Origin of the sequence: Rickettsia endosymbiont of Orchestes rusci (assembly GCF_964030945.1) — a bacterium.
Classification (GTDB): Bacteria; Pseudomonadota; Alphaproteobacteria; order Rickettsiales; family Rickettsiaceae; genus Rickettsia.
This window is the reverse complement of record NZ_CAXIQG010000001.1, coordinates 42,876-65,628: the sequence shown is the minus strand read 5'-3', so window position 1 is coordinate 65,628 and position 22,753 is coordinate 42,876. Positions and strand designations below refer to the sequence as shown.

Here is a 22,753-nt window from a genome sequence, read left to right as displayed (position 1 = left end):
CTTATCCTTAATTATTTTTATTTTTGTAATCTAGTAATTTTCTATTTCTTGTCTTTATCGCCTTATCGCTAATGCCAATATTATCTGCTATTTGCTGGCCAGTTCTGACAATCGTTGATTCAGGAGTTTTATTAAATTCATCTTCAATTTGTTCCCTCTTATTTTTTACTTTATCAGATAACTGCTCAAGAATCTTTACTTTTTCTATTTCATTATTATCTGCACTCTGGATCAGCATTTGTTCTACATTTTTATCATAAATATCATTTTTTCTATCATCAATACTACTAATAGCAGCTTGATCATTTAATCGTTGTTTATTTTCATCAAAACTTGATCTCAAGCTTTCTTTAGATGGGATATTGACATTACTTACAGAACTTAAATTTTGAGGTATAGTATTATCAATTTTAGCTATGTCTAATGCTATTTGTTCAGCATCTTGTTGGTGAGTACTTGCCCACATAGCAGCTTGCTCTTTACTACTTACGCCAGGAATATTTTTGGCAATTATGCTATTCAATACTTGCTTAATCTCTTGCCTATTTCAGTTGCTATAGAATTTCCTGTAGTAGTTAAATCACTATATCTATCATTTAATGAGTCAAGATAACTTTGTGAGCTCATAAACTGACTTTGATAACTATCTTGTAATAATTTAGAAGAACGGTAATTGTTAACTAAGGAGTCTACTGCTTGAGTCAGTACTTGTCTACCACTATCAGTACTGGTTACTCTCATGCCTCCATCATCAATAATTCCTCCTGCCAATTGCAAAGTTGGGGTAAGATTTTGCTGAGCAATTGTTCTATTACCGATGTTGTAATTATCCATAGAGAGGTTATTATCAGCAATATTAGCCCCAATGCTACTCGCAACCGGTACTGGAGAGAATTGATTAGCCAAAGTGGTAGTTGCATGGGCACACGCCTTTAATACTGCCCAGGATAACATCGGAACTGAAGCTGCTAGCATCTGAAACGTTGCAAACTCATGCAGCACCATTTCTGAAAAACTCCCCTGCGATAAGATATTTAAACCGGTAAAGTGACTCACGCCTTTACCGGTTAGGCTAATCATCCCTAAACAATGAATCACGGTAAAAAATACCGGCCAGCTAGTTACCCAAATAATCAAGGTTATCCAGGTCTTAAAGATAGTATAACCGCCCGGCAGCATCGACATTGGAAATACTACGAAAATGAGACAAATCACCAAGGCAAAAAATACTGACTGTAAGATGGGCATGATATTTGCTGCCATTTCTCCTGCAACCAGGTAAGAAAATGATTGCTGAAATAATCCACGAGTCGCATTCATACTAACTAACTGAGGATATATTCTAGCAAGTGAGAATTTTTCTCGCAAGTCATCATAAGCTTCACGATTAGCATTAAGCAGCATTGCTTGCCTAATCCACTGGTGAATATCTGTTTGCTCTTTTTTAAGATATTTTAGAGTGTCAGAGGTCATAGTTTTTAATCTGCTAGATAATATCTCTTGCCTATCAGAGGCAATCCCTATGATATTTGCAAATTGAGTCAACAAGCCATCATTTAATTCTTTATTAATAGCTGCCTTAATTAAAGGAGTTACCTGCCTGCAGGTTTTAAAAGAAATAGCAGAATTACTTGGATCTTTATAGTAAATGCCAAAATTATTCGGCATATTTTGTTCGATAAAAGCAATTATATCACTTGCTCTTTGTGCTTCGGCTTTTTTGCCTAAAATATTACCAATTATATAAGGTTTCATAAAGCATTGTCTTAAGAATTCTTTTGCGTTGGTTAAAGTTACTGGATCTTCTATTTGAATATCTTTGATTTTACCAATAGCTTTTGCCCCAAACATAATCCCATTCTTCCTGCTTGATAACCCTTCATCAGGTGGAAGTAAATGCTTTTCTAGCATTTCTGATAAGGAATAACTTATTTTTGATGATACTGACGCAAATAAAGCAATTCCTATTGGAATATTATCAATTTTCACAGGAGCCTGCATTGATATTTCATCTTTGAGCCAAACATTTGCTTTTGGAGCAAATAAAAAGATAAAAATAAATAGAGATGGAAAAAACCACTCCATGGCAAAAATACCAATATTGCCTCTAAAAATAGCACGAGTTGCTGCCCAAATACCACCAATTGTCAAAGCAAATTTACCTACCGGTGTAAAATACTCACTATTTGAGGCAAAGACTCTTCCTATACCATTAAAAACTTGCCATAATATATCTCCTCCACCAAATGTATGTATTACGTAATCTGCCATATTCTTTTTAATTTTTATCTGCTTTGCTTATTTTTGTACTACTTATCTGCTTGCTCATCTAATTTTAATTTATAATTAATTTTTAAGCCCTCTCTTTAGCAATTAAATGTTGTTCTATTAATCTTGCTCTTCGCTCTATTTGATCACTACTTGTTAGCATATTACTCCATTTCTCCTGAGCAAAAAGTTGTACTCGATCTAAAGCTTTTAAGTAGGCAGTTAAATGATGATCTGCTACTTGCTTGGATTTTAGCATAGTTACTGCTTTTCTGACCTCAGAGACTACCTCCTTTAAATGTTGCAGCACACTATAACTGGCAACTAATTCTGAAGAACTATCTAAAATAGTTACCCCAGATATTGCCTCTAAAGTAATATAATCATATATTGGCAATGCTTCCCCTATTGAAGATAGGAAAGATATGTCTGTATTACTAAACTCATTGTTGCTTGCCAGTTTACTCTTTAATTCATCTAGTTTTGTTTTAGCCTTGCCTTGATATGATTGATCTGGAGCAATACTAATATTGCGTCTTAGAGTTGGGTTTAAACAATTACTATTATCACAAGTATAAATTGAGGCAGATTCGCCGCCTTTTAAATGAGCAATCCAGCTCTTTTCATCTTGAGCAAGTGACGCAAGAAAATAGACATTATTATCTCGAACTATAATAGTTCCTGTCATTGACATAATGGCATTTCTCATATTTTCAGGAATCCCTGCTTTTTCTGCTGCCTTGATAAAAATATTATAATTATCTAGCATTAGCTCTGGATCTTTATTTTGGATATTCGCTAAAGCTTGTTTCTGCTCTAAATCACTACGACATTTTTTACCGGCAGCAAAATAATCAAAGCCAGAACTGGATTGTAAATCCTTGCAAACTGATTCTCTCACTGCTGAATCTTTAGGCAGTACTGAAGCAAAAAGAGCCTTAGTCATTTCACAATCGCCCTTAGCAAATTGATTCATTTCCATAGCAAGATTTCTTAAATCTTTTAGGGCATTTTCTATTTGCGGAGCAAAAGTTTTAAGACCCAATGAAAATGCATAAGCTTTTGCTTGCGAGCCTATATTTTTCATTAGCTGTACCAGCTCTTCACCTGAAATAATCGAAAAACTACCAAGATAAGTGTCTATACCACTACAACTCATGTTTAATGAGGGAGGAGTGATAGAAATGGGATTGAAAGATTGATCTGTCAACAGTTTTCCGGACAGTTTTTTACGCACATTTTTGTATTTTTTCGTATTGTACTGGTGATAGATAATCGTTAGCAGAATGCATTCTTATACGATTATAAAATACCTCTATATATTCAAATATAGCATGTTTTGCTTCCTCCCTAGTTTTAAATTTATGTTGATAAATTAATTCTGTTTTTATAGTATGAAAAAAGCTTTCAGCAACAGCATTATCCCAGCAATTTCCTTTACGACTCATACTCTGTATAATACCATGTTGTTTTATAAGTTTTAAATGATTATCAGAACAATATTGGCTACCTCTATCAGTATGCCAAATAAGCTTTTTAGGTGGTTTACGTTGCCATATTGCCATTAGCAAAGCATTATTAACTAAATCAGCTTTCATATTACTATTCATTGACCAGCCTATTACTTTTCTAGAAAATAGATCAATAACTGTTGCTAAATATAACCATCCTTCTCCAGTTGGGATATAGGTGATATCACCAACCCAATAACAATTAACATTAGAAACTTTAAACTGTCTATCCAATAAATTAGGAGCAACTTGCTTATTATGCTTAGAATCAGTAGTTGCTTTAAATTTATACTTAGTTTTACATACTAAGCCAGCTTCATTCATTAGTCTTGTAATTCTCCTACGACTAACAATTATGCCTTGCCTCAACAAAGCCTTTTTAATGGGTCTAGATCCATAATTTCGTCTACCTTCCTGAAAAATAGCTCTAACCTTACAGGTTAATTCTCTATTTTCTTTATCCCTATTGCATCCAGGGTTATTTAACCACTCATAATAACCGCTACGTGATACCTTCATACATTTGCACATAATTGCAATTGAGAAATCATCTTGATGCTTCTTTATCCATGCATACCTTACAGGGACTCTTTTGCAAAGTACGCTGCAGCCTTTTTTAGTATATCACGCTCCTGTGTTACTATCACCAGCTCTTTCTTTAATCTTTTTAATTCATCATACAGATGTTCATCTGTTCTTGTTATTGATTCTTCAAATTGTTTAGAATATTTATCTATCCAACTATATAAAGTATTCTTACTGATACCTAATTCTTTTGCAGTCTGAATAACAGGTCGCTTCGATTCAGTTGCCAATTTAACTGCTGATTCTTTAAATTCACTAGAATACATTTTTGTTTTTGTCATACTGTATTTCCTTTCTGTTAATATTGTCTCATACTAACTGTCCGGAATACTATAGCCACATCATACCACTCATCTAAGCTTAATCCCATATATTTTAGTGGAGTCCCTAATGACCAATATAATCTTTGATTAGCACAATTATTATCCATATTAATTAAGTGATGTTTCCATTAATAGATAAGTTTTGCTAGTCATGACATTAACATCCTAATTTTTACATTGCCAGTGGAGTTTTAAGCCATAACAAAAAAAGCTGTAATTCATCTAAAACTGTGCCTATCTAGAGATAGAATCTATAGCTCTATCCATGAATTTGTTGATAACTAGCAGTAATTTTGCTAATATTAACGAAATAAATTATTGGTGAGTTGTGTATGTTTAGAAGTGATGTAGAGTTAAAATTAGAATGTTTAAAACTTGCTATTCAGTCCTGCTGTAGTTATGATGCTGTGGATCTTGCAAAACAATATTATCGTTTTCTTGTAGAAAATAGTGAAAATGTGCCGGTTCAATTCCTTTTTAATAATAAAGCTAATTTAAATTGACATTTTTTTAAGATAAGTTAGTATCAAAAATAGAGCTTTAGCTTTTTATTTTAAAGCATAAACTAAATTAATAATGTCCTTTACAACTTTCTATTTCTATAGTTTGATTTTTTTCATTAACAAAATATATCAATCTATGTTCTTGATCTATCCTTCTAGACCAAAAACCACTTAATTCATATTTTAAAGGTTCAGGTTTCCCTATTCCGGTGTAAGGGGTGAGACTAATATTATCTATTAAAAGCCTAATACGTTTACTCATTTTGGGGTTGGTACGTTTCCAAAATTGCAACTGCTCTAGGGCTTCATCAGACCAAGTGACTTTCAACTTTTATTACCTTCTTTTTTCTTCTTTACCTTCAAAAGGTATTCTGTAATATCTTCAGCAGGTATACCACTATCATAGTTCATCCACCACCCATCTTCAGCGTTTTCTATTTGAGCAATATCTTCCTTAGTAATTGATAAAATATAATCTTTAATATCATTTATTATATTAGCTTTAAAAAATTCCTTTATCTTTTCTTTAGTAATAATATTATCTGCTTTCTCTATAGCTTCATACCAAATAGAATGTCTATGCGTTAGATTACGTAAATAAGCAGCTGAATGTTCACCATAAAAAGAATATACTTTATGAAGTAATTTTTTTTGTTGCTCGGTATAAATAGCAAAATCTATTTCGCCAGGCAAAGGAATTACACTATCTCTAAAGCTACCAAATATTGAGCGTAAAGCCGGTACTACTGGTCCATGTTTCCAAGCCTTGATCTCTTCTTCAAATAACACCTTATCAAATAAAGCAAGATGAATGCCTTGAGCAAAATATATTAATTTCTGCAGCTTTAACTGGGTTATACTATCCCCTGCTTCTCTATCAACTAATACTAAAAAATAATTAGCTACATCAAAACAGCTAAGTACTTTAGCTTTTTCTTTAATATTCATAAATTTATAATTCTTTAATTATGCTTTTTAATAGCTCATTACATTTTTAATAAGCTATAATTTTGTATTAAATTATTTCTATGATAATAGTCCAGATAGAGGAACTTCCAAGCTTGTTGTAATATTTTACCACTTTCCTCTCTAGCATCTCTGTTTTTATAGAACTCACTTAATACAGGAGTTATTATAACATAAACATATCAATTAATATATATTTAAGATTTTGTATTTATAATGGCATTTATAGCTTTTTGCATATATTCTCGAGCAGTATCAGTGGCAAGTCTAGCATAAACTGCTGTTGATCTTGGATCTCTATGATTTAGAAGTTGTCCTATCACATATTGATTTGCTCCGGTCATTGCCATCCAGCTTGGTATTGTTCTTCTTAAATCATGGATCCTTAAATTTTCTATTCCTGCCTTTTTACAAATCCTCTTCCATGCTTTCTTTGGTTCTTGCAAATGACCACTACTGCTAGTCTCACTTGGAAATACCCATTCGCTTGTAGATTGCTCTTTTCGTGCTTTTAATATTTCTACTGCTTGATCTAGTAAAGGTAAACGGTGAGGATCACCATTCTTAGTATCTGGAAGATATAATTGTTTATCAGCAAAACTCACCTGTTCCCAACGCATAGTAAGTATATTATCCTTACGAACTGATGTATACAAAGCTATTAAGAAAAAATCCTTCATTACTTGGTTTTCCTCACCTGCTATTGCTGTAAAAAATCGTGGTATTTCTTCCCTAGTTAAATACCTGTCTCTGGATTGTTCCTTGTGCTTCTTTATGCCAATAACTGGATTTATTGTAAGCAATTCCCATTCTATTGCTTTACTAAATACAGGACTTAAAACTTCAAGAAATCTATTAGCTCCATACTTACCAGTTTTAGTTAAATTATTAAACAACTCTTGAATATCTGTTTTTTGAATGGTGGATATTTTTTTGTGATATAAATGTTTGGCATATCTATCTACCGAGGCAGCATAATCTTTCCATCTTTTATTATTAATTTTACTATATTCATTAAGGTATTTGTCATAAAGCTCCTTAAATGTCAGTTCCTTGGATAATCTAACCTTTTCTTCGATAGGATTATATCCTTTGGCGATCTCACCTTTTAATTCAGATGCTTTTACTCTAGCATCATGAATTGATAAATCAGGGAACACACCTATTTTAATTCTATGATATTTCTTATCAAGTACTGTGCCCAAATAAAATATTTTACTACCACCATATGATACGATTAGCAATAATCCTTTTTCTTTGGTATCTTTATATACATCTCGTTTTGTCTGTGGAGCTTTAATTTCATGTAATGCTTCTTTAGTAAACAATAGTGAATTAACTGACATAAATCCTCCCACAGCTTAATTCATATATAATTAAACTGTAGTATGCTTTGCTCAGAAAAACAAATCTTATGTTAAATAGAATTATACTTTAAAAAATGATGATTTATCCTAACTACATACAATTCAATAACCAATAGTTGCTATAATTTTTTATCAAATTCAAAAGGTCCAAGTATATTTCAAGATAAAAATTGATCATGAATTTGAACTCACTATATGCTCATCATATCCACATATTATTTTCAAATTTGTAATATTTTTTAGATATTGACAAATAATTGTAACTCTACTACAGTTAAGCCTATAATTATGGTAATTAAGGAAAACCCATTAAATACTAGGATTATGAGCTACAAATTAGTATATGAGAAAAGAACAAAAAAGCAGGGTAGAAGTGGCTTTTAGGTTGACATCGTAAAGGTCGGGGGTTCGATCCCCCCATCGCCCACCATTCAGCATTTTCTAGCAAATTTACGAAGGCATCGAACGGCGGACGTAGCTTATAATCAAGCTTCTCGGCGCTTAATGTAAGATTCGCAAACACTAAATTTATTACATTTCTTTTTTCTAAAATAGTTGAACAAATTATTTTTTACAACCGACAATTATAAAATACTTGACTTATTCGCGTTAATCCTCTACATTAAAAACTGCTTAATGATGTTTTAACCTCTATCATTAACATATATCGACCTAAGGCTAATATTTATTATGCCGGGAGTCCGCTGCTATAAGTATCTTCCGGATATGAAGTGCAGCGGAAAGTCGTTATGTTAATGACTGAGGTTAGCTCCCGGCACCTCTTTTGTTAGCCTTTAGGTTGATTAATATATCACAATAACTAATATTATTAGGGTTAAAAATAAATAATAAAGAAGAGTTAGAAAAACAATACAGAAAAGAAAGAAAGCAAAGATATATTTAAAATTGTTATACCGGCTTTAATTGTTGTTATGATTCTTATAGGTAAAATTCTGTCATTCCGTGGCTATGACGGCGTTGTTGCATGGCTCGAAATCCTTATAAAAAAACACCGTCATTGCGAAGCCACGAAGTGGCTGCGGCAATCCAGGCTATCCCGAATGTAATGAGGGATTTAATTAGAATACTAAACAAGTTTAGTATAAAAATATGTTTATACTTGATTGCCGCGTCGGCATAAATGCCTCCTCGCAATGACGTAGAGTTTTTGATCCACGCAACAACGCCGCCAGTCGCTCGCAATGACGATTCCGGTAGCCATGCAACAACGCTGGCTATGACGGCTTTGTTGCATGGCTCATAATACTTCAGGGATGCAAGTCCTCTTTTAGGCGTAGTATATTACTTTTACTAATTACTGACCTATAGACTTGCATATTTTCAAATACTCGCTGAACATAATTTCTTGTTTCAGCAAATGGAATTAATTCAATCCAATTAATTACTTGCCGCATATTTTTTAATTCTCGCGGATCACCGAATCGCTCTATCCAGTTTTTTGTTCTATGAGGTCCGGCATTGTAGGAAATGATAGTTAGAAGATATGAATTATCATGTTGTTGTAATAATAATTTCAGATAATTAGAGCCTAAATTAATATTATATTTTGGATCTTTGATAAGTTTTGCGATATCACATTTAGTATTGATAGACTTAGCAGCATCGCAGGCGGTATTTTTGACAAGCTGCATCAAGCCCATAGCATTTGCCGTGCTAATTGCTGAAGTGTTAAAAACCGATTCCTGTCTAATTATACTATAAGTTAAATGCGCCTCTATCGGTGAATTTAAAATTTGATAAGGAGTAGGAAAGGCATGATCTAAAATACAGCTATGATATTGGCAGGCAATTTTTGCTACGTCCACCGTATGATGAAGATTATTATTAGCTTTGATAATATTGGTAATTAGTAAAATTTCCGCCGGAGTCGATACCGTTGCAATAGCTGCTTTAGCGTAGATAATCGCCAAACTAGTTTTACCGTATTTATTTAATAACTTTACGGCTTTAACAATATCATTTTTTTCTATTTTCTGCGTATGTGCTAATGTTATGTTAGGGTTACTAGGTAAAACTATTTTATGCTCTTTTAGCTCTATATTCGCGACTTGTCCGTAGAAAGTACACGGGTATTTAGCGGCTTTTTGATAAAACTCAGTTGCCGTTTTTTGATCACCTTTTGCTTCGTAGCTTCTTGCAAGCCAGTAATAGCCTCGTGATAGACTTATAGGGGTTTTTACTATCTTTATAAATTTATTAAAATGCAATAAAGCTTGATCGGGTTTATTTAAAAAGCTTAAAGCCAGCCAACCGGCAAGCCATTCTTGTTCTCTTACCGTCTCAGGACATTTCGCAAAAGGAATGGTAATAATTTTATAGCTACCGGCAAAATCCTTTTGATCAATAAATTCTCGTGCGTAATAAGATTGCAGGCGACACCATTGTGAAAAATGTTTTTTATCGTTTTTTACCTTTTTAAATAAAGCAATATCTTCACTACTCGCTGATTCTTTTTTCTTTGCATCTAAATAACGAAATAATAAACCGGAAGTATAATATTTTTCAGAGACATTTTTAAAAAGTTTTTCTGCCGATTGCGGGTTATTTATCATCGCGATTTGTGCCTTGAAAGAAGCCTGATATCCTACGCTTACATACGGCATCCCACACTGCGCCGCTCTAATATCCGATTTCCATAAATGTTCGTCGATTCTGTGAACATGATCTTCTACATCTAAATATTTGTTCCACTTAACATAATATTCTTTTTCTTCCGCGTCGGTAAAATCACCGTATATCCACGCGGCTTTAATAATCGGCAGTAATATTTTCCGGTCTTTCACTAATTTACTAGCAGCTAACGCATAAAATTTATAGCCTTTACCGGTGAGCGGAGGATTTTTGTTAAACCATTCTAATATTATTTTTTTATCCGTATCATGATTTAGATATCCTTCCGCCTTTACTTCCAATAAGCTATTTTGCGGCCATTTCGGATTATCTCGTAAAAATTTTATTACTTCTTTGAAGTTATTATTACAATATTTACTATCTAGAAATTTTTGTGAAAGAACGATTTTTGTTAAAGCCGTGTTATTTATTTCTTTAGTCAATTTTTCAGCTTTCGCCCAATCTTTTTTATCTAAATAAATAAAAGTTTCTTGAATTTTATCTTGCGTAATAGCTTTTGCGTAAATATAGCTATCTCCTATGGAAAGCTTTAAGATGCCAAAAATAATTAATAGTTTAAACTTAATTCTCATAATTTCGGTAAATTTAATTTGTAACTATAAAATTTAGCTTTTGATCATTTGGCGTTATAGGCAAATAATCTATTATCTGTTCTTTTAAACAAACTCCGACAGTCAATAAATCTTTATTATTACTTATATACCGGTCAAAAAAACCAAAACCTTGCCCTAATCTATGATTATCCTTACTAAAAGCGAGTCCCGGCATAATGATTAATTCCGGTTGATAATCCTCTTCCTCTTTTGGTTCATAAATATTGAATTTATTTAATATTAAATGTGTATCCTTGGTATATAGACTATAATTAATTTCGTTTTTTACAATTTTAGGTAAGAAAAATATAAGCTCAGGATGCCACTTAATTATTTCAAGTATATTAATCTCAGGTAACATAGGATAATATACTCCGACTGTTGTTACCTTAAACTCATTTATTAATATATTAAGCTTGTGTATTATTAACTTTCTGGTTACTTCAGAATTTACTTTATCCTTATTCTTTCTTAAAAAATTTCTAAAATAAGATCGTAGAGCTGGCTTATCCATATAATAACTCATCTATATTAACTGCACAATATAGCAAAAAGCATTAAGGTATAGACATTAATGATTGAAGCTATATATTAATAGTTCTTTTATCTACTGCTAACGCTGCTTCTTTTATCGCTTCACTTAAAGTAGGATGAGCATGGCAAGTCCTTGCTATATCTTCAGCTGCCGCTCCAAACTCCATAAAAGCAACAAGCTCGGCAATCAAGGTGCCGGCATTGGGACCGATAATATGCGCACCGAGTACTTTATCAGTCTTGCTATCGGCAAGGATTTTCACCAACCCATCGGTAGAACTAACGGCTCTTGCTCTACTATTAGCTAAAAACGGAAATTTGCCTACTTTATACTCAATAGCTTTTTCTTTTAATTGTTCTTCGGTTTTACCGACACTTGCCACCTCAGGCCGGGTATATATCACACTTGGAATTAAGTTATAATTTACATGTCCGGCAAATCCTGCCATAATTTCAACGGCGGCTACCGCTTCTTCTTCAGCTTTATGAGCAAGCATTGGACCTTTTATTACATCCCCGACGGCGTAAATATTTGCTATCGACGTTTGAAAATGTTCGTTAACCTCTATTCTCCCTTGTTTATCTGCCGTAATTCCCAGCTTCTCTAGCCCTAAATTCTGCGTACAAGCTTTTCTACCGACGGCAATCAATACCACATCGGCAGTAAGTATTTGAGCAGTACCGCCCTCCTCTACTGAAAGCATCACCTTACCGGCTTTCTTCTCGGCAGATGTTACTTTAGTATTAAGCTTAAATTCTATTCCTTGTTTTTGCAAAATTTTAGTAAATTGGGTAGCTATTTCCTTGTCCAACGCCGGCACAATGCTAGGCGCATATTCGACCACTGTTACTTTAGAACCCAAACGTCGCCATACCGAACCAAGCTCTAAACCGATATATCCGCCCCCTACCACTATCAAGCTCTCAGGAACTTTTGTTAGCTTTAAAGCACCGGTAGAAGAGACTATATATTCCTCATCTATGGTAATATTCGGGATTTCAATTATATCTGAGCCGGTAGCAATCAAAATATTTTTAGCAGAAATTTGCTCGCTAGCCCTATTCTCATTAGTTTGACCGTTATTTACCTCAACGATATTAGCCGAGATAATCGTACTATTCCCTGTGATTCTGGTAATTTTGTTCTTAACAAATAAGCTTTCTATGCCTTTTGTTAAGTCGGTTACCGTCTTATCTTTCTTAGCTAACATTTTCGGTAAATCTAGCTTCACTTCAGTCATAATACCGATATCAGCAAAATGTTTTAATGCCTCTTCATATTTTTCCGAGGAATTTAATAAAGCTTTCGACGGGATACACCCAACATTTAAACACGTCCCGCCAAGCATACTGTTTTTTTCTATGCATGCTACTTTCATGCCCAATTGCGCCGCTCTGATGCTACCCGTATAACCGGCAGGACCGCTGCCTATTACTACTAAATCAAATTCTTGCATATAATTACCGTAATATGATGTTAATTTAAAAGTAGCAGATACACAAAATATTTCAAGACTTGAATTTTATTTTATTAAGTTAAGTATGCGGTGTCATCTAGTTGCTTGACCGGCGTTGTTGCATGGATGGTTAAAATCGCTTAAAACTTGTCATACCGTGGCTTGACCCACTACTGTACGAACGTTGAAAAAAGGCTGTGTCATGCCGTGACTTGATCACGGCATCCAGGAAAATAAAGCCATATTAGACTTATTTTAGAATCTTTTTATGATATTATAAGCTGGACTGAAGTGGTCGTAGCCACGGAATGACAGAATTTTTACCTCTTTATAGATGTTACGCAGGTATAGATTGAAAAAGGTAAAAAAATTATATAATTTCTAAGCTTTAAAAATGTATGTAGAGATAAGAATTGCAGGACAAACTATTAGATATTTATACAGATTACTTAATTAGTCAAAATAAGTACGCCACGGCAACAGGGTTATCGGAATTATTATCGGGAGAGCTTAGCCATGATCAAATCACTAGATTTTTACATAGTGGGGAGTACGGTTCTAAAGAGCTATGGTCGTATGTTAAAGGATTAGTTAGACAGCAGGATAAAGTAGATGAGGGAGTTTTAATTATTGACGATTCAGTTGAAGAGAAAGCATATACGGATGAAAACGAAATAATTTGTTGGCATTACTCTCATGCTAAAGGTAGGCATGTAAAGGGTATTAATTTACTATCATGTTTAATCCGTTATGGCGATATCAGTGTCCCTGTAGGTTATGAAGTTATAAAAAAAGATATTAAATTTTGTGATGTAGAAACCAGACGTGAAAAACGTAAATCAAGTAGTAATAAAAACGAATTATTTCGCCAATTAGTCAAACAAGCTATTAAAAATGACATAAGCTTTGCTTACGTTCTTGCGGATAATTGGTTTTCGTCAAAGGAAACAATAAAGTTTATTCACTATGAATGCCGTAAAAAATTTATTTTAGGTATTAAATCCAATAGAACAATAGCTATTTCTGCACAAGATAAGCAACTAGGAAACTTTAAACGTATTGAATCATTAAATATGCAAGATAATACTACTTTAACGGTTTGGATTAAAGAAGTTGATTTTCCGGTCAAACTACTCAAAAAAGTTTTCACAAACGAGAACGGCAAACAAGGTATATTATACTTGATTACCAATGATTTAAGCCTAGAAGTTCCATATTTCTACGAACTCTATCAAAAACGGTGGCGTATCGAAGAATATCACAAATCAATAAAGCAAAATGCTAGTTTGGCAAAGTCTCCGACTAAAGTTATTCGTTCACAATGTAACCATATTTTTTCTGTACTAATAGCTTACTGTAAATTGGAAAAACTTAAAATAAAAACTCACCTTAACCATTTTGCTATAAAATATAAGCTACTTGTAAAAGCTAATCAAATGGCATTTCAGCAATTAAAAAATATGGCGGCAAATATACCTATTTGATAAATACTGCGTAACATCAGTTATATATCAAAATAGTAGTATTTTTAGCATTAACGGCAAAAAAAGTACTATTTAATAATCTTAATTTTTTAACTTCGGACAGTTATGGTTAAAGGCGGGAATCCAGCTTTTTCTTTTGTCATGCTGAACTTGTTTCAGCATCTAATTCAAGAGATCCTGAAATAAATTCAGGATGACAGAAAAGTGTTTTTTCCCGGATTGCCGCTCTAGACTACGTCCCTCCTCGCAATGACGGTGTTTTTTTATAAGGATTTCGAGCCATACAACAACGCCTATATCTTCAATCAGTAATCAGAACTATTATACAATCTGCTACCGGATACTTTTCTCTTTGAAGATGGATGTTTTGAGAAAAATATCTTAAAATATCATAGTAACATTCCATAATTATTTTTCCGTCAATAAAAAAAGCTATTAGATGGAAATTTACTAAAATATCTAACTTAAAATTATTATTATGCAATACACTTATATATTTATTTGTATAATCAACTAATTGGAAGTACTGAAGGCTTATACTAGCAGCTAATTCTATTAATTCATTGCCGGTTTTAGCCTCTTTTACTTTGTCAATAGCTTCTTCTATCTCTTGATATTTTCTACTACTAGACGTTTTATTGCTATACATTTGAAATTGAGTTTCTAAAAATTCTACAAAATTACCTTCTAGCATTTTAGGATCAATGTGCCAATAATAACCGTTTGAATCTTCACTATAGCTATAATAATCAATATTTACTTCTTCTCTTAATTTCGCAATAATTTTATCAATTGTTATGTCATAATTTACCAACTGCTTTTTATAAATAATAATATTTTGTACTACCCCGGTAGTTAAGTAAGCTCCCATAATATTCAACCTTTTATAATTTATGCGAACATACACTATAATTAATTCAATTACTAGTTAATTATTATATATTATATAAAAATAATTATACTACTCATATATCTTAATGAACGAAGCTATATAATAATTGCCGCAGGATAGGTAAAAAATATTAGATGAAACAAATTCAAACCGAAATGCACTATCATAGAGCATAATATTTTACCGGTTTTATAATAAGCATAGCCATAGAAGAAACCACAAATAGTAGCAAGACCTATATATATAATCCCACCCTGAAAATGAGCTACGCCGAATATTAAAGAAGCTATAATAATAGCTAATATTTGCTGTTTCTTTAGAAGATTCTGTAATGTTCTCTGTAGAAAACCACGAAAAAATACTTCTTCGCTCATACAAACAAAAAAGAAATTGTTAATTGCCCAAATCGGTAATATAGCGGGTAATTTATGATCAAATAATACATAACCGCTTATAAAAGCCGGAGTTAGGATTACTATAATACATAATAATAAAGAAGTAATTGTATATTTTATATGTGTTGATTTGCTATTTTTTTCTAAAATATATAAATCACTAAGGCAGAAAACTATTAAAGCCGGCATAACTTTATCAAAATTCAAATACATTGAAAACGTGGTTGATAATTCTGATAATTTCATCGATTTAATAGCCAATATATTAAAAAATCCCGGCACTTTATGAAAAGCAAAGGCTGCTATACAAATGGAAATTGCTAAAAATAATAAAAACTTTACTGTTTTATGAAGGTTTTGAAAATTAAAATAGGAATAAGTTAGAGCGGCAAATATACTTAAGGAAAAGAAACCGACAATATTTATTACACCTTGATATAAAGCGAGGAAACTTATAATAATTAACGTAATATAGGCAAGTTTTCTATTTTTAGAAAATAAAGATATTAAAATCGTACTAATTAGTAAAATATAAGTAGAATTTAAAACTTGCATAAAATATAACCTATAATTTATTACATTCAAAATTATATATTACTTAAATTTTCTTGCTACTATAAATTATGATTCATACCTACATTGCAAAAAAATTTAACCCAATATTCTTTATTGGTTTTTTCTTATTCTTAATAAATTATAGCATCTCTTCTTTTGCTGATCAAAAAATAGCATTTTGGGATGAACCGAAAAAAGGAGCTAATATTTTTAATAGACAAATTCTACAAGAAGATATTAAAGCTGCTAAAAATTTCGGTATTGCTTTTATCCGTCTAGCACCTGATAAATTTATAAGTAACAACCGTGATTTTTTAATAGGAAATGTTGATAACTATACAAAACTTTCAGAAAAAGATTTAAAATATTTGAAAGAAATTCTAGATATGTTTGCAACCGAGCAGATGCCTGTAGTACTGACAATGCTAAGTTTACCCGGTTCTCGTTGGAAGCAGAATAATCATGATCAAGATGATCTTCGGATTTGGGAAGATATTAAATTCCAAAAACAAGCTGCCAAATTCTGGCAGGATATAGCGTTAGAGCTAAAAGATCACCCAGCAATGATAGGCTATAATATTTTAAATGAACCGCATTTAGAACGGCTTTTACCCCGAAAAAGGTAAAGCTCTTTATGAAATAGAGCAAGATAAGATTCAAAGACAGCTTTTTGATTTTTATCAATTAGTAATTAGCAAGATACGACTAGTTGATAAAAACACTCCTATTAATTTAGATAGCTCCTCTTATGGGGATCCTAAAACATTTAAGAATTTTAAAATCCATAAAGATAATAAAATATTGTATTCTTTTCATATGTATGAGCCTTTTGAATATACTAATCGGAAAACCAATAAAGGTTTGTTAAATTACCCAGGTAAGATAAAAGACACCTATTGGAACAAAAAAATCCTAGAAGAATACCTGAATGAAGTAAATAATTTTCAGAAAATTAATAACATAACGAGTAACCGTATCTTAGTAGGAGAATTTGGAGGACATAGACAAACTAAAGGTCTACATAAATATTTTGAAGACCTTATAAGCATTTTTAAAGAAAATAATTGGCATTTTGCTTTTTATGCTTTTAGAGAAGATTGTTGGGATGGAATGGATATAATGGTACCCAAAAACTAGACAAGAAAATAGAGAAAAGTAGGTATAATATCTCCTAGGAAAAGGAGCAAAAAATGAAAAAACAAGTTAAAAAATATAGCGCAGAAGAAAAAGCAAAAATAGCAATTGAAGCAATATCTGGAGAAATGACTATAGCTCAAATTACCAGCAAATATGGTGTTCACGCTAATCAGATTTATAAATGGAAGAAAGAAGCTTTAGATTTTATGGTTTCTGGATTTAAATCGAAATCTAAACAACAAGATACCGGCCAAGAAGATTTAATTAAATCATTATTTGAGCAAATAGGCCAGTTAACAGTTGAAAGAGACTGGCTCAAAAAAAAATCTAGTATCTTTGGATTTAGAGGTTAGGAAAAAAATGATAAGTTATGCTTCAAAATTAACCATAGCAAGACAATGCGAACTTTTAGATTTAAACCGCTCAAGTTACTATTACCGAGCTAGGAATACCTTAGATGATAAGGAGTATAGAGTACTGAACAGAATTGATGAGATTTTTACAGAGCATCCCTATTATGGTACTAGAAGAATGTCTCATGTCCTAAAATCGGAAGGGTTAAATGTTAGTCGTAAGATGATAAGAAAATATTATAAAATACTTGGTATTGAAGCAGTATACCCAAAAATTAATTTAAGCCGTAGGAATCAGGCTCATAAAGTATACCCATATCTATTAAATAATATAGAGGTGGTTTGCTCCAATCAAGTTTACTGTGCAGATATTACTTACATAAGATTAAAGCAAGGTTTTGTATATTTGGTTGCTATAATGGATTGGTATAGTCGTTATATTTTGAGTTGGCGGGTGTCGATTAGTTTAGAAAATGATTTTTGTATTGAAGCTCTAAATGAAGCAATATCTATACATGGCAAGCCTGACATTTTTAATACGGATCAGGGAGTACAGTTTACATCAAAAGATTTTACTCAAATACTTGAGCAACAAGGCATAGCTATTAGTATGGACGGCAAAGGCAGAGCCTTAGATAATGTATTTATTGAACGTTTTTGGAGATCTTTGAAACAAGAGAAGATTTATCGTTTTGATCTTGAAACGGTACGTGAAGCAAAGATAGCTATCAGAGATTATATAGAATTTTATAATAAGCAAAGACCTCATCAATCGCTTGAATATAAGACACCTAAAATGATACATTTTGCAGAAAAACTAGAAAATTACCAAGAGGCTATATGACATAGAAAATGCAAACTTTACTTTGAAAAACCAATACATTAATAAAGGAGAATTACACCTCTAAAATTTAAAAAATTTGTCTAGACAAAGGGTACCACCTCACATCTTCATTTATTTTTTGCCATAATCCACTACGATTCCATTTATTATAATACTCATTAACTGTTTTATAATTTGGATATTCTCTTGGTAAATATCGCCACTGACAGCCGGGTCGACTCTGATAGAATATTGCGTTTACTATTGCTCTTCTATCTACTTTTATTCTTCGTCCTTTTTTCTTACTACCAAAATACTCTTTTACTATTTCCCACTCTTCCTCTTTTAAATCATTCGGATAACTCATATTTTTCTAGCCTTTTTGCTAGCTTTATAACATTTCTTTCCTTTATTTTCTACACTCTATACCTTAATTTTTCTTTACAGATAGGCTCTTAGTGACCATGTAAAAAAAGAATTTTTTCGATATTTAACAAAATGCTTTATCTGTCGTTCTGCCAAGTTATTAGTTAGCTCTATTTGTGAATCATCTAAAAAGAGCCATATCATATCGAATGATTTTAATATATTATTTGCTACTCTTTGGGCTTGTAAGTATTCAGTATTAGCGATATCTTGCAAGTAATACAGCATAATCTTTTTAATTTTCTGCATTACTGCTAAATATCGAGGTTTATCTAACTTATTTTCTTTATGTAAATTATAAAGCCTAAATATCGTATCAGTTACGCAAAGAAGGTCTGAACCAATTTTAGCAAGAGAGGCATTGTGACTATGAGCGAATCTTTTAAAATCTCTACGCAAATGAGCTAAACATATTTGACGTTTGCTGCTGTCAAATATATTATAAGCTGCATATCTATCACTTATTATTTTCCCTTCATATTCAGGTAAAAAACTTTCTAATATCTTTTGTCCTCTTGAATTAGCTAGCTTAAATACCGTAAAAGCTTTGTTTGTAGCTACCCAGCACCAATGTTTACTACCTTTATTACTAGAACTTGTCTCGTCTAAATGAAGATAACTGCTTTCTTCAATGTTATTCAATAATTCATTATATTTATCTTCTAACTTAACTGATATTCTGTTCTCCGTATTTGAGATCAAGCCAAGACTAATATCAAGGTTAAATATTTGGTTTAATATTGATTGTACTTCTCTCTTACTATTATTAAAGAATCCACTTAAAGAGCTAATTATACTTTCAGCGTTTTTCCCTAATAATCGGTAATTATCTAGTTTTGCTTTATATCTTCTATTACATAAAGAGCATACTTTCCTATACAACCTATATTCCGTAACAACCGGTTTGATAACAGGAATTTCTATTTTTTGATGTGTTCTATATTTTTCTTCTAATAACAATGAACCACCGCACTTACAAATCTCTTCATCGGGCATAATATCAACATTGATATCTGACGTTTTTATTTGATAAGCGTTATATTTATGACCTGCTTGTCCCCCGGGATTTTTATCACTCTTTGGTCTTGTCTTCTTCTCTATCCGGTATATATCTTTAGAGCTAGGAAGACCAGAATTGCTAGAATTCTTATTTAGCCTATCTTCCAACTCTATTAGCTTAATCTTTAATTCTTTATTTTCTTGTAAAAGCCGTTGATTGGTTACTTCTAGTAATTCTACTAGCTTTTCTAACTCTATAATTCGATCAGATAGAACATTATTCATTGATGCTGCTACTTATTCTTGTCCTATCTATTTCTATACAATTCTATAACCTTTTTCAACTCATTATTTATTTTTTATTTATATCCGTGAACGGTCACCTCCAAGAAGTAGCCAACTGTCCCACGTGGCGGGGAGCGTGGTACGTAATGCGAACCTTTAATCAGTTTAGAATAGACCTGCTTAGGGCTTTTGCTAAGCCTTGTTATGCCTTAGTACCAGCCCTAAATATTTAATTACTCTGTTGGTGCTTCAGCACTTCCTAAGCTTATTAATCCGGCTAAAATAAGCTCATCATCATTATTATTAATTGCTTCTTGGACTAAATCAGCGCTTAGCTTATCGCTTATCTCACCTATTTTTTTCAAGCTAAATTTGCTCAAAGCTGTCTTTAACAATTCCGGATGATTCAAAAGCGGTTTGTCATAAACTATTCCCTCTACTTTATTTACTATAATATTGTGATCTGATTTTTGTGAATATTCATTGATTGTTTTAAACCATTCATCCCCTATTTCGTTCCTGCCAAGATCAAGTTGAGTGATGGAATTATTATTTTTAAGCCCTTCAGCTAAAGCCTTTGCCCCTTCATACCCTATTTTGTTACTGGTAAGAGAAAGCTGACTTATGGAATTATTAATTTTAAGTGCTTCAGCTAAAGCCTTTGCTCCTTCATCCCCTATTCGGTTAAAGCAAAGATTAAGCTGAGTGATGGAATTATTCTTTTTAAGTAGTTCAGCTAAAGCCTTTGCCCCTTCATCCTCTATTTGGTGGTTACTGCTAAGAGAAAGCTGAGTGATGGAATTATTAATTTTAAGTCCTTCGGCTAAAGCCTTTGCCCCTTCATTCTCTATTTTTTGATTAAAAAGGTTAAGAAAAGTGCCACCATTTCTTAATTTTTCAGCTTCTCTTTTAAATCCTTGCTCTTCCAGCCATTCTATTAACTCCTGCATAATTTCCTCCTATGATAATTGTCTGTTGAATAATTCAAGTCGTATATAAAAATTAGCTAGGTTTTGAAAAAATAATAATGGGAAAGTTTAAAAAGCCAAGAGATTTTTAGTTAAAAATTAAAGAAAAAATTTATGGTTATGGTTGAGGCTTTGGAAAGGCAAGGAGTACCAAGGTAGAGGTTAAATATTTTGTCGGTTTGTGTTTATGTTTTCTCTGTTATATTTGTCTCGAACATTATCTAAACCAGTTTAAATTTCCTGAAAAATCCTTTAATTGAGCTAGCAATAACATTTAATAATTGATTGCTGTAAACAGGCTCAAGGCAACTGTTATTATCCTCCATTATCGCTGGTGCTATGTCCTTTGGTATGGACATATTAATTTCCCCCAGAAACACTGCCCGCTCCATGTTACGGCGTTTTACCAGCCCTTTTAGCTTTACTCCGTTGCAATTCACCCATTTAGTTAACTCATCGGCAGCGCCTTCGTATTCGCCGCGATTAAGTTTTTGCCGCAAGGTTGAGGCTTGAAATGCCCCACTGCCGCAGTTGAAGATAAACGAGATTAAGGCGGCTTGCTGGTTTTCGGTTAATAGCACACTGCAATATTTATGTAGTACTGTTTGAGCTTTCCTTATATCTTCCTCAAGTAAATTTTCGGCTTGCCCTTTATTAATGCGGTTTCCTATAGGTTCGTGCGGCTCTATCACATGCCCATAACCGATGGTCTTGTAACCTGCGGGGCAGTAATAGGAAGTCAAGCGTAACCCCTCAAATTGTTTGATTAAATCAGCTGCAATTGTTATAGCGCTCATACTTACTGCTTTGCCTTATTTATTGATCTAGTACCAAACCAAAAAGTGGTAACTCCAAAGAATAACGTCCACTGACCAACTAAAATCTTGTAGTGCTTCATTAATTATTTGTGTATTCAGTATAACTGTAGTCGGTAGAGGTGAGCTAATAGTAATGTTAGCTTGTGATGTAAGAGGTATTGTCCTTGTAGTAGTTATTGCGGTTGTTTGCAGCTCTAGCCGGTTGTTTTTATTTACAATCCAATAAGATTATTCACAGATGACATAAATTTAAGGGGTAATTGCCCTTTTATAATATATCTAATTTCTTTAATAACTTATCTTCGTCTATTTCGTTAAAGCTTTTTGCTATCTTCACTATTTCTTGCTCGTTTGTTAAATTAGCATTTCGGACTAAATATTTTTTGATATTTTTATATTCTGCCGCTTCTACCGGATTCCATGCCAAATTAAGAAAAATAAGAGTGGTATTTGCTTTTAAAACTCTCTCAAATTCACTTGCTCCTGTTTTTCCTATATTGTTATTTCCAAGATCAAGCGAGGTAATAGTTTTATTAATCTTAAGCAGCTTAGCAATTGCAATAGCTCCATCGCTACTTATTTTATTACCGAATAAATCAAGCTGTATAATGTTAGTATCCTCTGCTAATAATTCCGAGATTTCTTTAACATCTGTATCCGTTATGTTTTTCTCGGTAAGCTTAAGAATATCACTGCCGTTTTTTAAATTTGCTGCTTCTTCGGTAAAGCCTTTTTGTCTTAAAAATTCTATTAATCGGTTCATAATTTACCTTTGGTCATACTTGTTAAGTAAATTAAATCACAGAATATAAATAAGCAATCTTTTTCTTATACCACAAGCAGCATAAAAATTTAAATA

At 32.5% G+C, this 22,753-nt stretch carries 23 protein-coding genes and 2 pseudogenes; 8 read left to right on the top strand and 17 right to left on the bottom strand.

Annotation, left to right across the window (positions count from 1 at the left end; genetic code table 11):
- Positions 1-7 precede the first annotated feature (7 nt).
- From AAHM91_RS00380 to AAHM91_RS00365, 4 genes and pseudogenes are all read right to left on the bottom strand, one after another.
- Positions 8-2,271 (bottom strand): annotated as a pseudogene (locus AAHM91_RS00380) (conjugal transfer protein TraG N-terminal domain-containing protein).
- Positions 2,272-2,353: 82 nt separating this feature from the next.
- The gene (locus AAHM91_RS00375) at positions 2,354-3,478 is read right to left on the bottom strand and encodes a conjugal transfer protein TraH (protein WP_342269499.1); all 1,125 of its coding nucleotides are present in this window, start codon (positions 3,476-3,478) and stop codon (positions 2,354-2,356) included.
- Between the two features lie 19 nt (positions 3,479-3,497).
- A protein-coding gene (locus AAHM91_RS00370; protein WP_410526146.1) for an IS3 family transposase occupies positions 3,498-4,645 on the bottom strand; the annotation gives its coding sequence in 2 pieces (ribosomal slippage) (positions 3,498-4,399 and positions 4,399-4,645; 1,149 coding nt in all).
- A gap of 17 nt (positions 4,646-4,662) precedes the next feature.
- The gene (locus AAHM91_RS00365) at positions 4,663-4,794 is read right to left on the bottom strand and encodes a hypothetical protein (RefSeq protein ID WP_342269498.1); all 132 of its coding nucleotides are present in this window, start codon (positions 4,792-4,794) and stop codon (positions 4,663-4,665) included.
- Positions 4,795-5,019: 225 nt separating this feature from the next.
- On the opposite strand from AAHM91_RS00365, the gene AAHM91_RS00360 reads away from it, so the two are divergent.
- Complete coding sequence (locus AAHM91_RS00360) at positions 5,020-5,190, top strand: hypothetical protein (protein ID WP_341791024.1); 171 nt, start codon at positions 5,020-5,022, stop codon at positions 5,188-5,190.
- A 67-nt stretch (positions 5,191-5,257) separates the two neighbouring features.
- On the opposite strand, the gene AAHM91_RS00355 is transcribed toward AAHM91_RS00360, so the two are convergent.
- The 3 genes from AAHM91_RS00355 to AAHM91_RS00345 all read right to left on the bottom strand — a co-directional run bounded on the left by AAHM91_RS00355 (position 5,258) and on the right by AAHM91_RS00345 (position 7,502).
- On the bottom strand, positions 5,258-5,518 hold the full coding sequence (locus AAHM91_RS00355) for a Txe/YoeB family addiction module toxin (protein WP_012152840.1): 261 nt from the start codon (positions 5,516-5,518) through the stop codon (positions 5,258-5,260).
- Entirely contained in the window at positions 5,515-6,138 is a 624-nt protein-coding gene (locus AAHM91_RS00350; protein ID WP_342269497.1) for a Panacea domain-containing protein, read from the bottom strand. The genes AAHM91_RS00355 and AAHM91_RS00350 overlap by 4 nt, the downstream gene beginning before the upstream one ends.
- Before the next feature lie 215 nt (positions 6,139-6,353).
- The gene (locus AAHM91_RS00345) at positions 6,354-7,502 is read right to left on the bottom strand and encodes a tyrosine-type recombinase/integrase (protein WP_342269496.1); all 1,149 of its coding nucleotides are present in this window, start codon (positions 7,500-7,502) and stop codon (positions 6,354-6,356) included.
- Between the two features lie 1,006 nt (positions 7,503-8,508).
- On the opposite strand from AAHM91_RS00345, the gene AAHM91_RS00340 reads away from it, so the two are divergent.
- A complete protein-coding gene (locus tag AAHM91_RS00340) occupies positions 8,509-8,664 on the top strand; it encodes a hypothetical protein (protein ID WP_341792828.1) in 156 nt (51 codons plus the stop codon).
- Positions 8,665-8,787: a hypothetical protein gene (locus tag AAHM91_RS00335; RefSeq protein ID WP_341792884.1), complete on the top strand. Its 123-nt coding sequence runs from the start codon at positions 8,665-8,667 to the stop codon at positions 8,785-8,787.
- 4 nt (positions 8,788-8,791) lie between these two features.
- Here AAHM91_RS00335 and AAHM91_RS00330 read toward each other — a convergent pair whose 3' ends face one another.
- The 3 genes from AAHM91_RS00330 to lpdA form a co-directional block, all read right to left on the bottom strand.
- Positions 8,792-10,747, bottom strand: a complete 1,956-nt coding sequence (locus AAHM91_RS00330) for a lytic transglycosylase domain-containing protein (RefSeq protein WP_342269495.1) — start codon at positions 10,745-10,747, stop codon at positions 8,792-8,794.
- Positions 10,748-10,760: 13 nt separating this feature from the next.
- Positions 10,761-11,282, bottom strand: a complete 522-nt coding sequence (locus AAHM91_RS00325) for a 5-formyltetrahydrofolate cyclo-ligase (RefSeq protein WP_253308653.1) — start codon at positions 11,280-11,282, stop codon at positions 10,761-10,763.
- A 70-nt stretch (positions 11,283-11,352) separates the two neighbouring features.
- The gene (lpdA, locus tag AAHM91_RS00320) at positions 11,353-12,759 is read right to left on the bottom strand and encodes a dihydrolipoyl dehydrogenase (protein ID WP_342269494.1); all 1,407 of its coding nucleotides are present in this window, start codon (positions 12,757-12,759) and stop codon (positions 11,353-11,355) included.
- A gap of 413 nt (positions 12,760-13,172) precedes the next feature.
- Between lpdA and AAHM91_RS00315 the strand changes: the two genes are divergently transcribed.
- Positions 13,173-14,243: an IS701 family transposase gene (locus tag AAHM91_RS00315; protein WP_342269493.1), complete on the top strand. Its 1,071-nt coding sequence runs from the start codon at positions 13,173-13,175 to the stop codon at positions 14,241-14,243.
- 301 nt (positions 14,244-14,544) lie between these two features.
- Here the strand turns inward: AAHM91_RS00315 and AAHM91_RS00310 are convergent, their stop codons facing one another.
- Together AAHM91_RS00310 and AAHM91_RS00305 are read right to left on the bottom strand one after the other, a co-directional pair.
- Entirely contained in the window at positions 14,545-15,114 is a 570-nt protein-coding gene (locus AAHM91_RS00310; RefSeq protein WP_342269492.1) for a hypothetical protein, read from the bottom strand.
- Between the two features lie 116 nt (positions 15,115-15,230).
- Positions 15,231-16,085: a CPBP family intramembrane glutamic endopeptidase gene (locus tag AAHM91_RS00305; RefSeq protein WP_342269491.1), complete on the bottom strand. Its 855-nt coding sequence runs from the start codon at positions 16,083-16,085 to the stop codon at positions 15,231-15,233.
- Positions 16,086-16,153: 68 nt separating this feature from the next.
- Between AAHM91_RS00305 and AAHM91_RS00300 the strand changes: the two genes are divergently transcribed.
- From AAHM91_RS00300 to AAHM91_RS00285, 4 genes are read left to right on the top strand one after another with little or no spacing between them, the layout of a single operon-like run.
- On the top strand, positions 16,154-16,711 hold the full coding sequence (locus tag AAHM91_RS00300) for a cellulase family glycosylhydrolase (RefSeq protein WP_342269490.1): 558 nt from the start codon (positions 16,154-16,156) through the stop codon (positions 16,709-16,711).
- 13 nt (positions 16,712-16,724) lie between these two features.
- A complete protein-coding gene (locus AAHM91_RS00295) occupies positions 16,725-17,222 on the top strand; it encodes a cellulase family glycosylhydrolase (protein WP_342269620.1) in 498 nt (165 codons plus the stop codon).
- Positions 17,223-17,275: 53 nt separating this feature from the next.
- Positions 17,276-17,575 carry a transposase gene (locus tag AAHM91_RS00290; protein WP_045812944.1) on the top strand — a complete coding sequence of 100 codons (300 nt, stop codon included), beginning with the start codon at positions 17,276-17,278 and terminating at the stop codon, positions 17,573-17,575.
- A 7-nt stretch (positions 17,576-17,582) separates the two neighbouring features.
- Positions 17,583-18,419, top strand: coding sequence for an IS3 family transposase (locus tag AAHM91_RS00285; RefSeq protein WP_342269489.1), 837 nt, complete (start codon positions 17,583-17,585; stop codon positions 18,417-18,419).
- Between the two features lie 67 nt (positions 18,420-18,486).
- Here AAHM91_RS00285 and AAHM91_RS00280 read toward each other — a convergent pair whose 3' ends face one another.
- From AAHM91_RS00280 to AAHM91_RS00260, 5 genes and pseudogenes are all read right to left on the bottom strand, one after another.
- On the bottom strand, positions 18,487-18,765 hold the full coding sequence (locus AAHM91_RS00280) for a transposase (protein ID WP_342269488.1): 279 nt from the start codon (positions 18,763-18,765) through the stop codon (positions 18,487-18,489).
- A 74-nt stretch (positions 18,766-18,839) separates the two neighbouring features.
- Entirely contained in the window at positions 18,840-20,108 is a 1,269-nt protein-coding gene (tnpC, locus tag AAHM91_RS00275) for an IS66 family transposase (protein WP_342269487.1), read from the bottom strand.
- 233 nt (positions 20,109-20,341) lie between these two features.
- Complete coding sequence (locus AAHM91_RS00270; RefSeq protein WP_342269486.1) at positions 20,342-21,058, bottom strand: leucine-rich repeat domain-containing protein; 717 nt, start codon at positions 21,056-21,058, stop codon at positions 20,342-20,344.
- A 398-nt stretch (positions 21,059-21,456) separates the two neighbouring features.
- Positions 21,457-21,873 (bottom strand): annotated as a pseudogene (locus tag AAHM91_RS00265) (lysozyme); the annotation flags it as partial.
- A 289-nt stretch (positions 21,874-22,162) separates the two neighbouring features.
- The gene (locus tag AAHM91_RS00260) at positions 22,163-22,657 is read right to left on the bottom strand and encodes a leucine-rich repeat domain-containing protein (protein WP_342269485.1); all 495 of its coding nucleotides are present in this window, start codon (positions 22,655-22,657) and stop codon (positions 22,163-22,165) included.
- Positions 22,658-22,753: the final 96 nt, after the last annotated feature.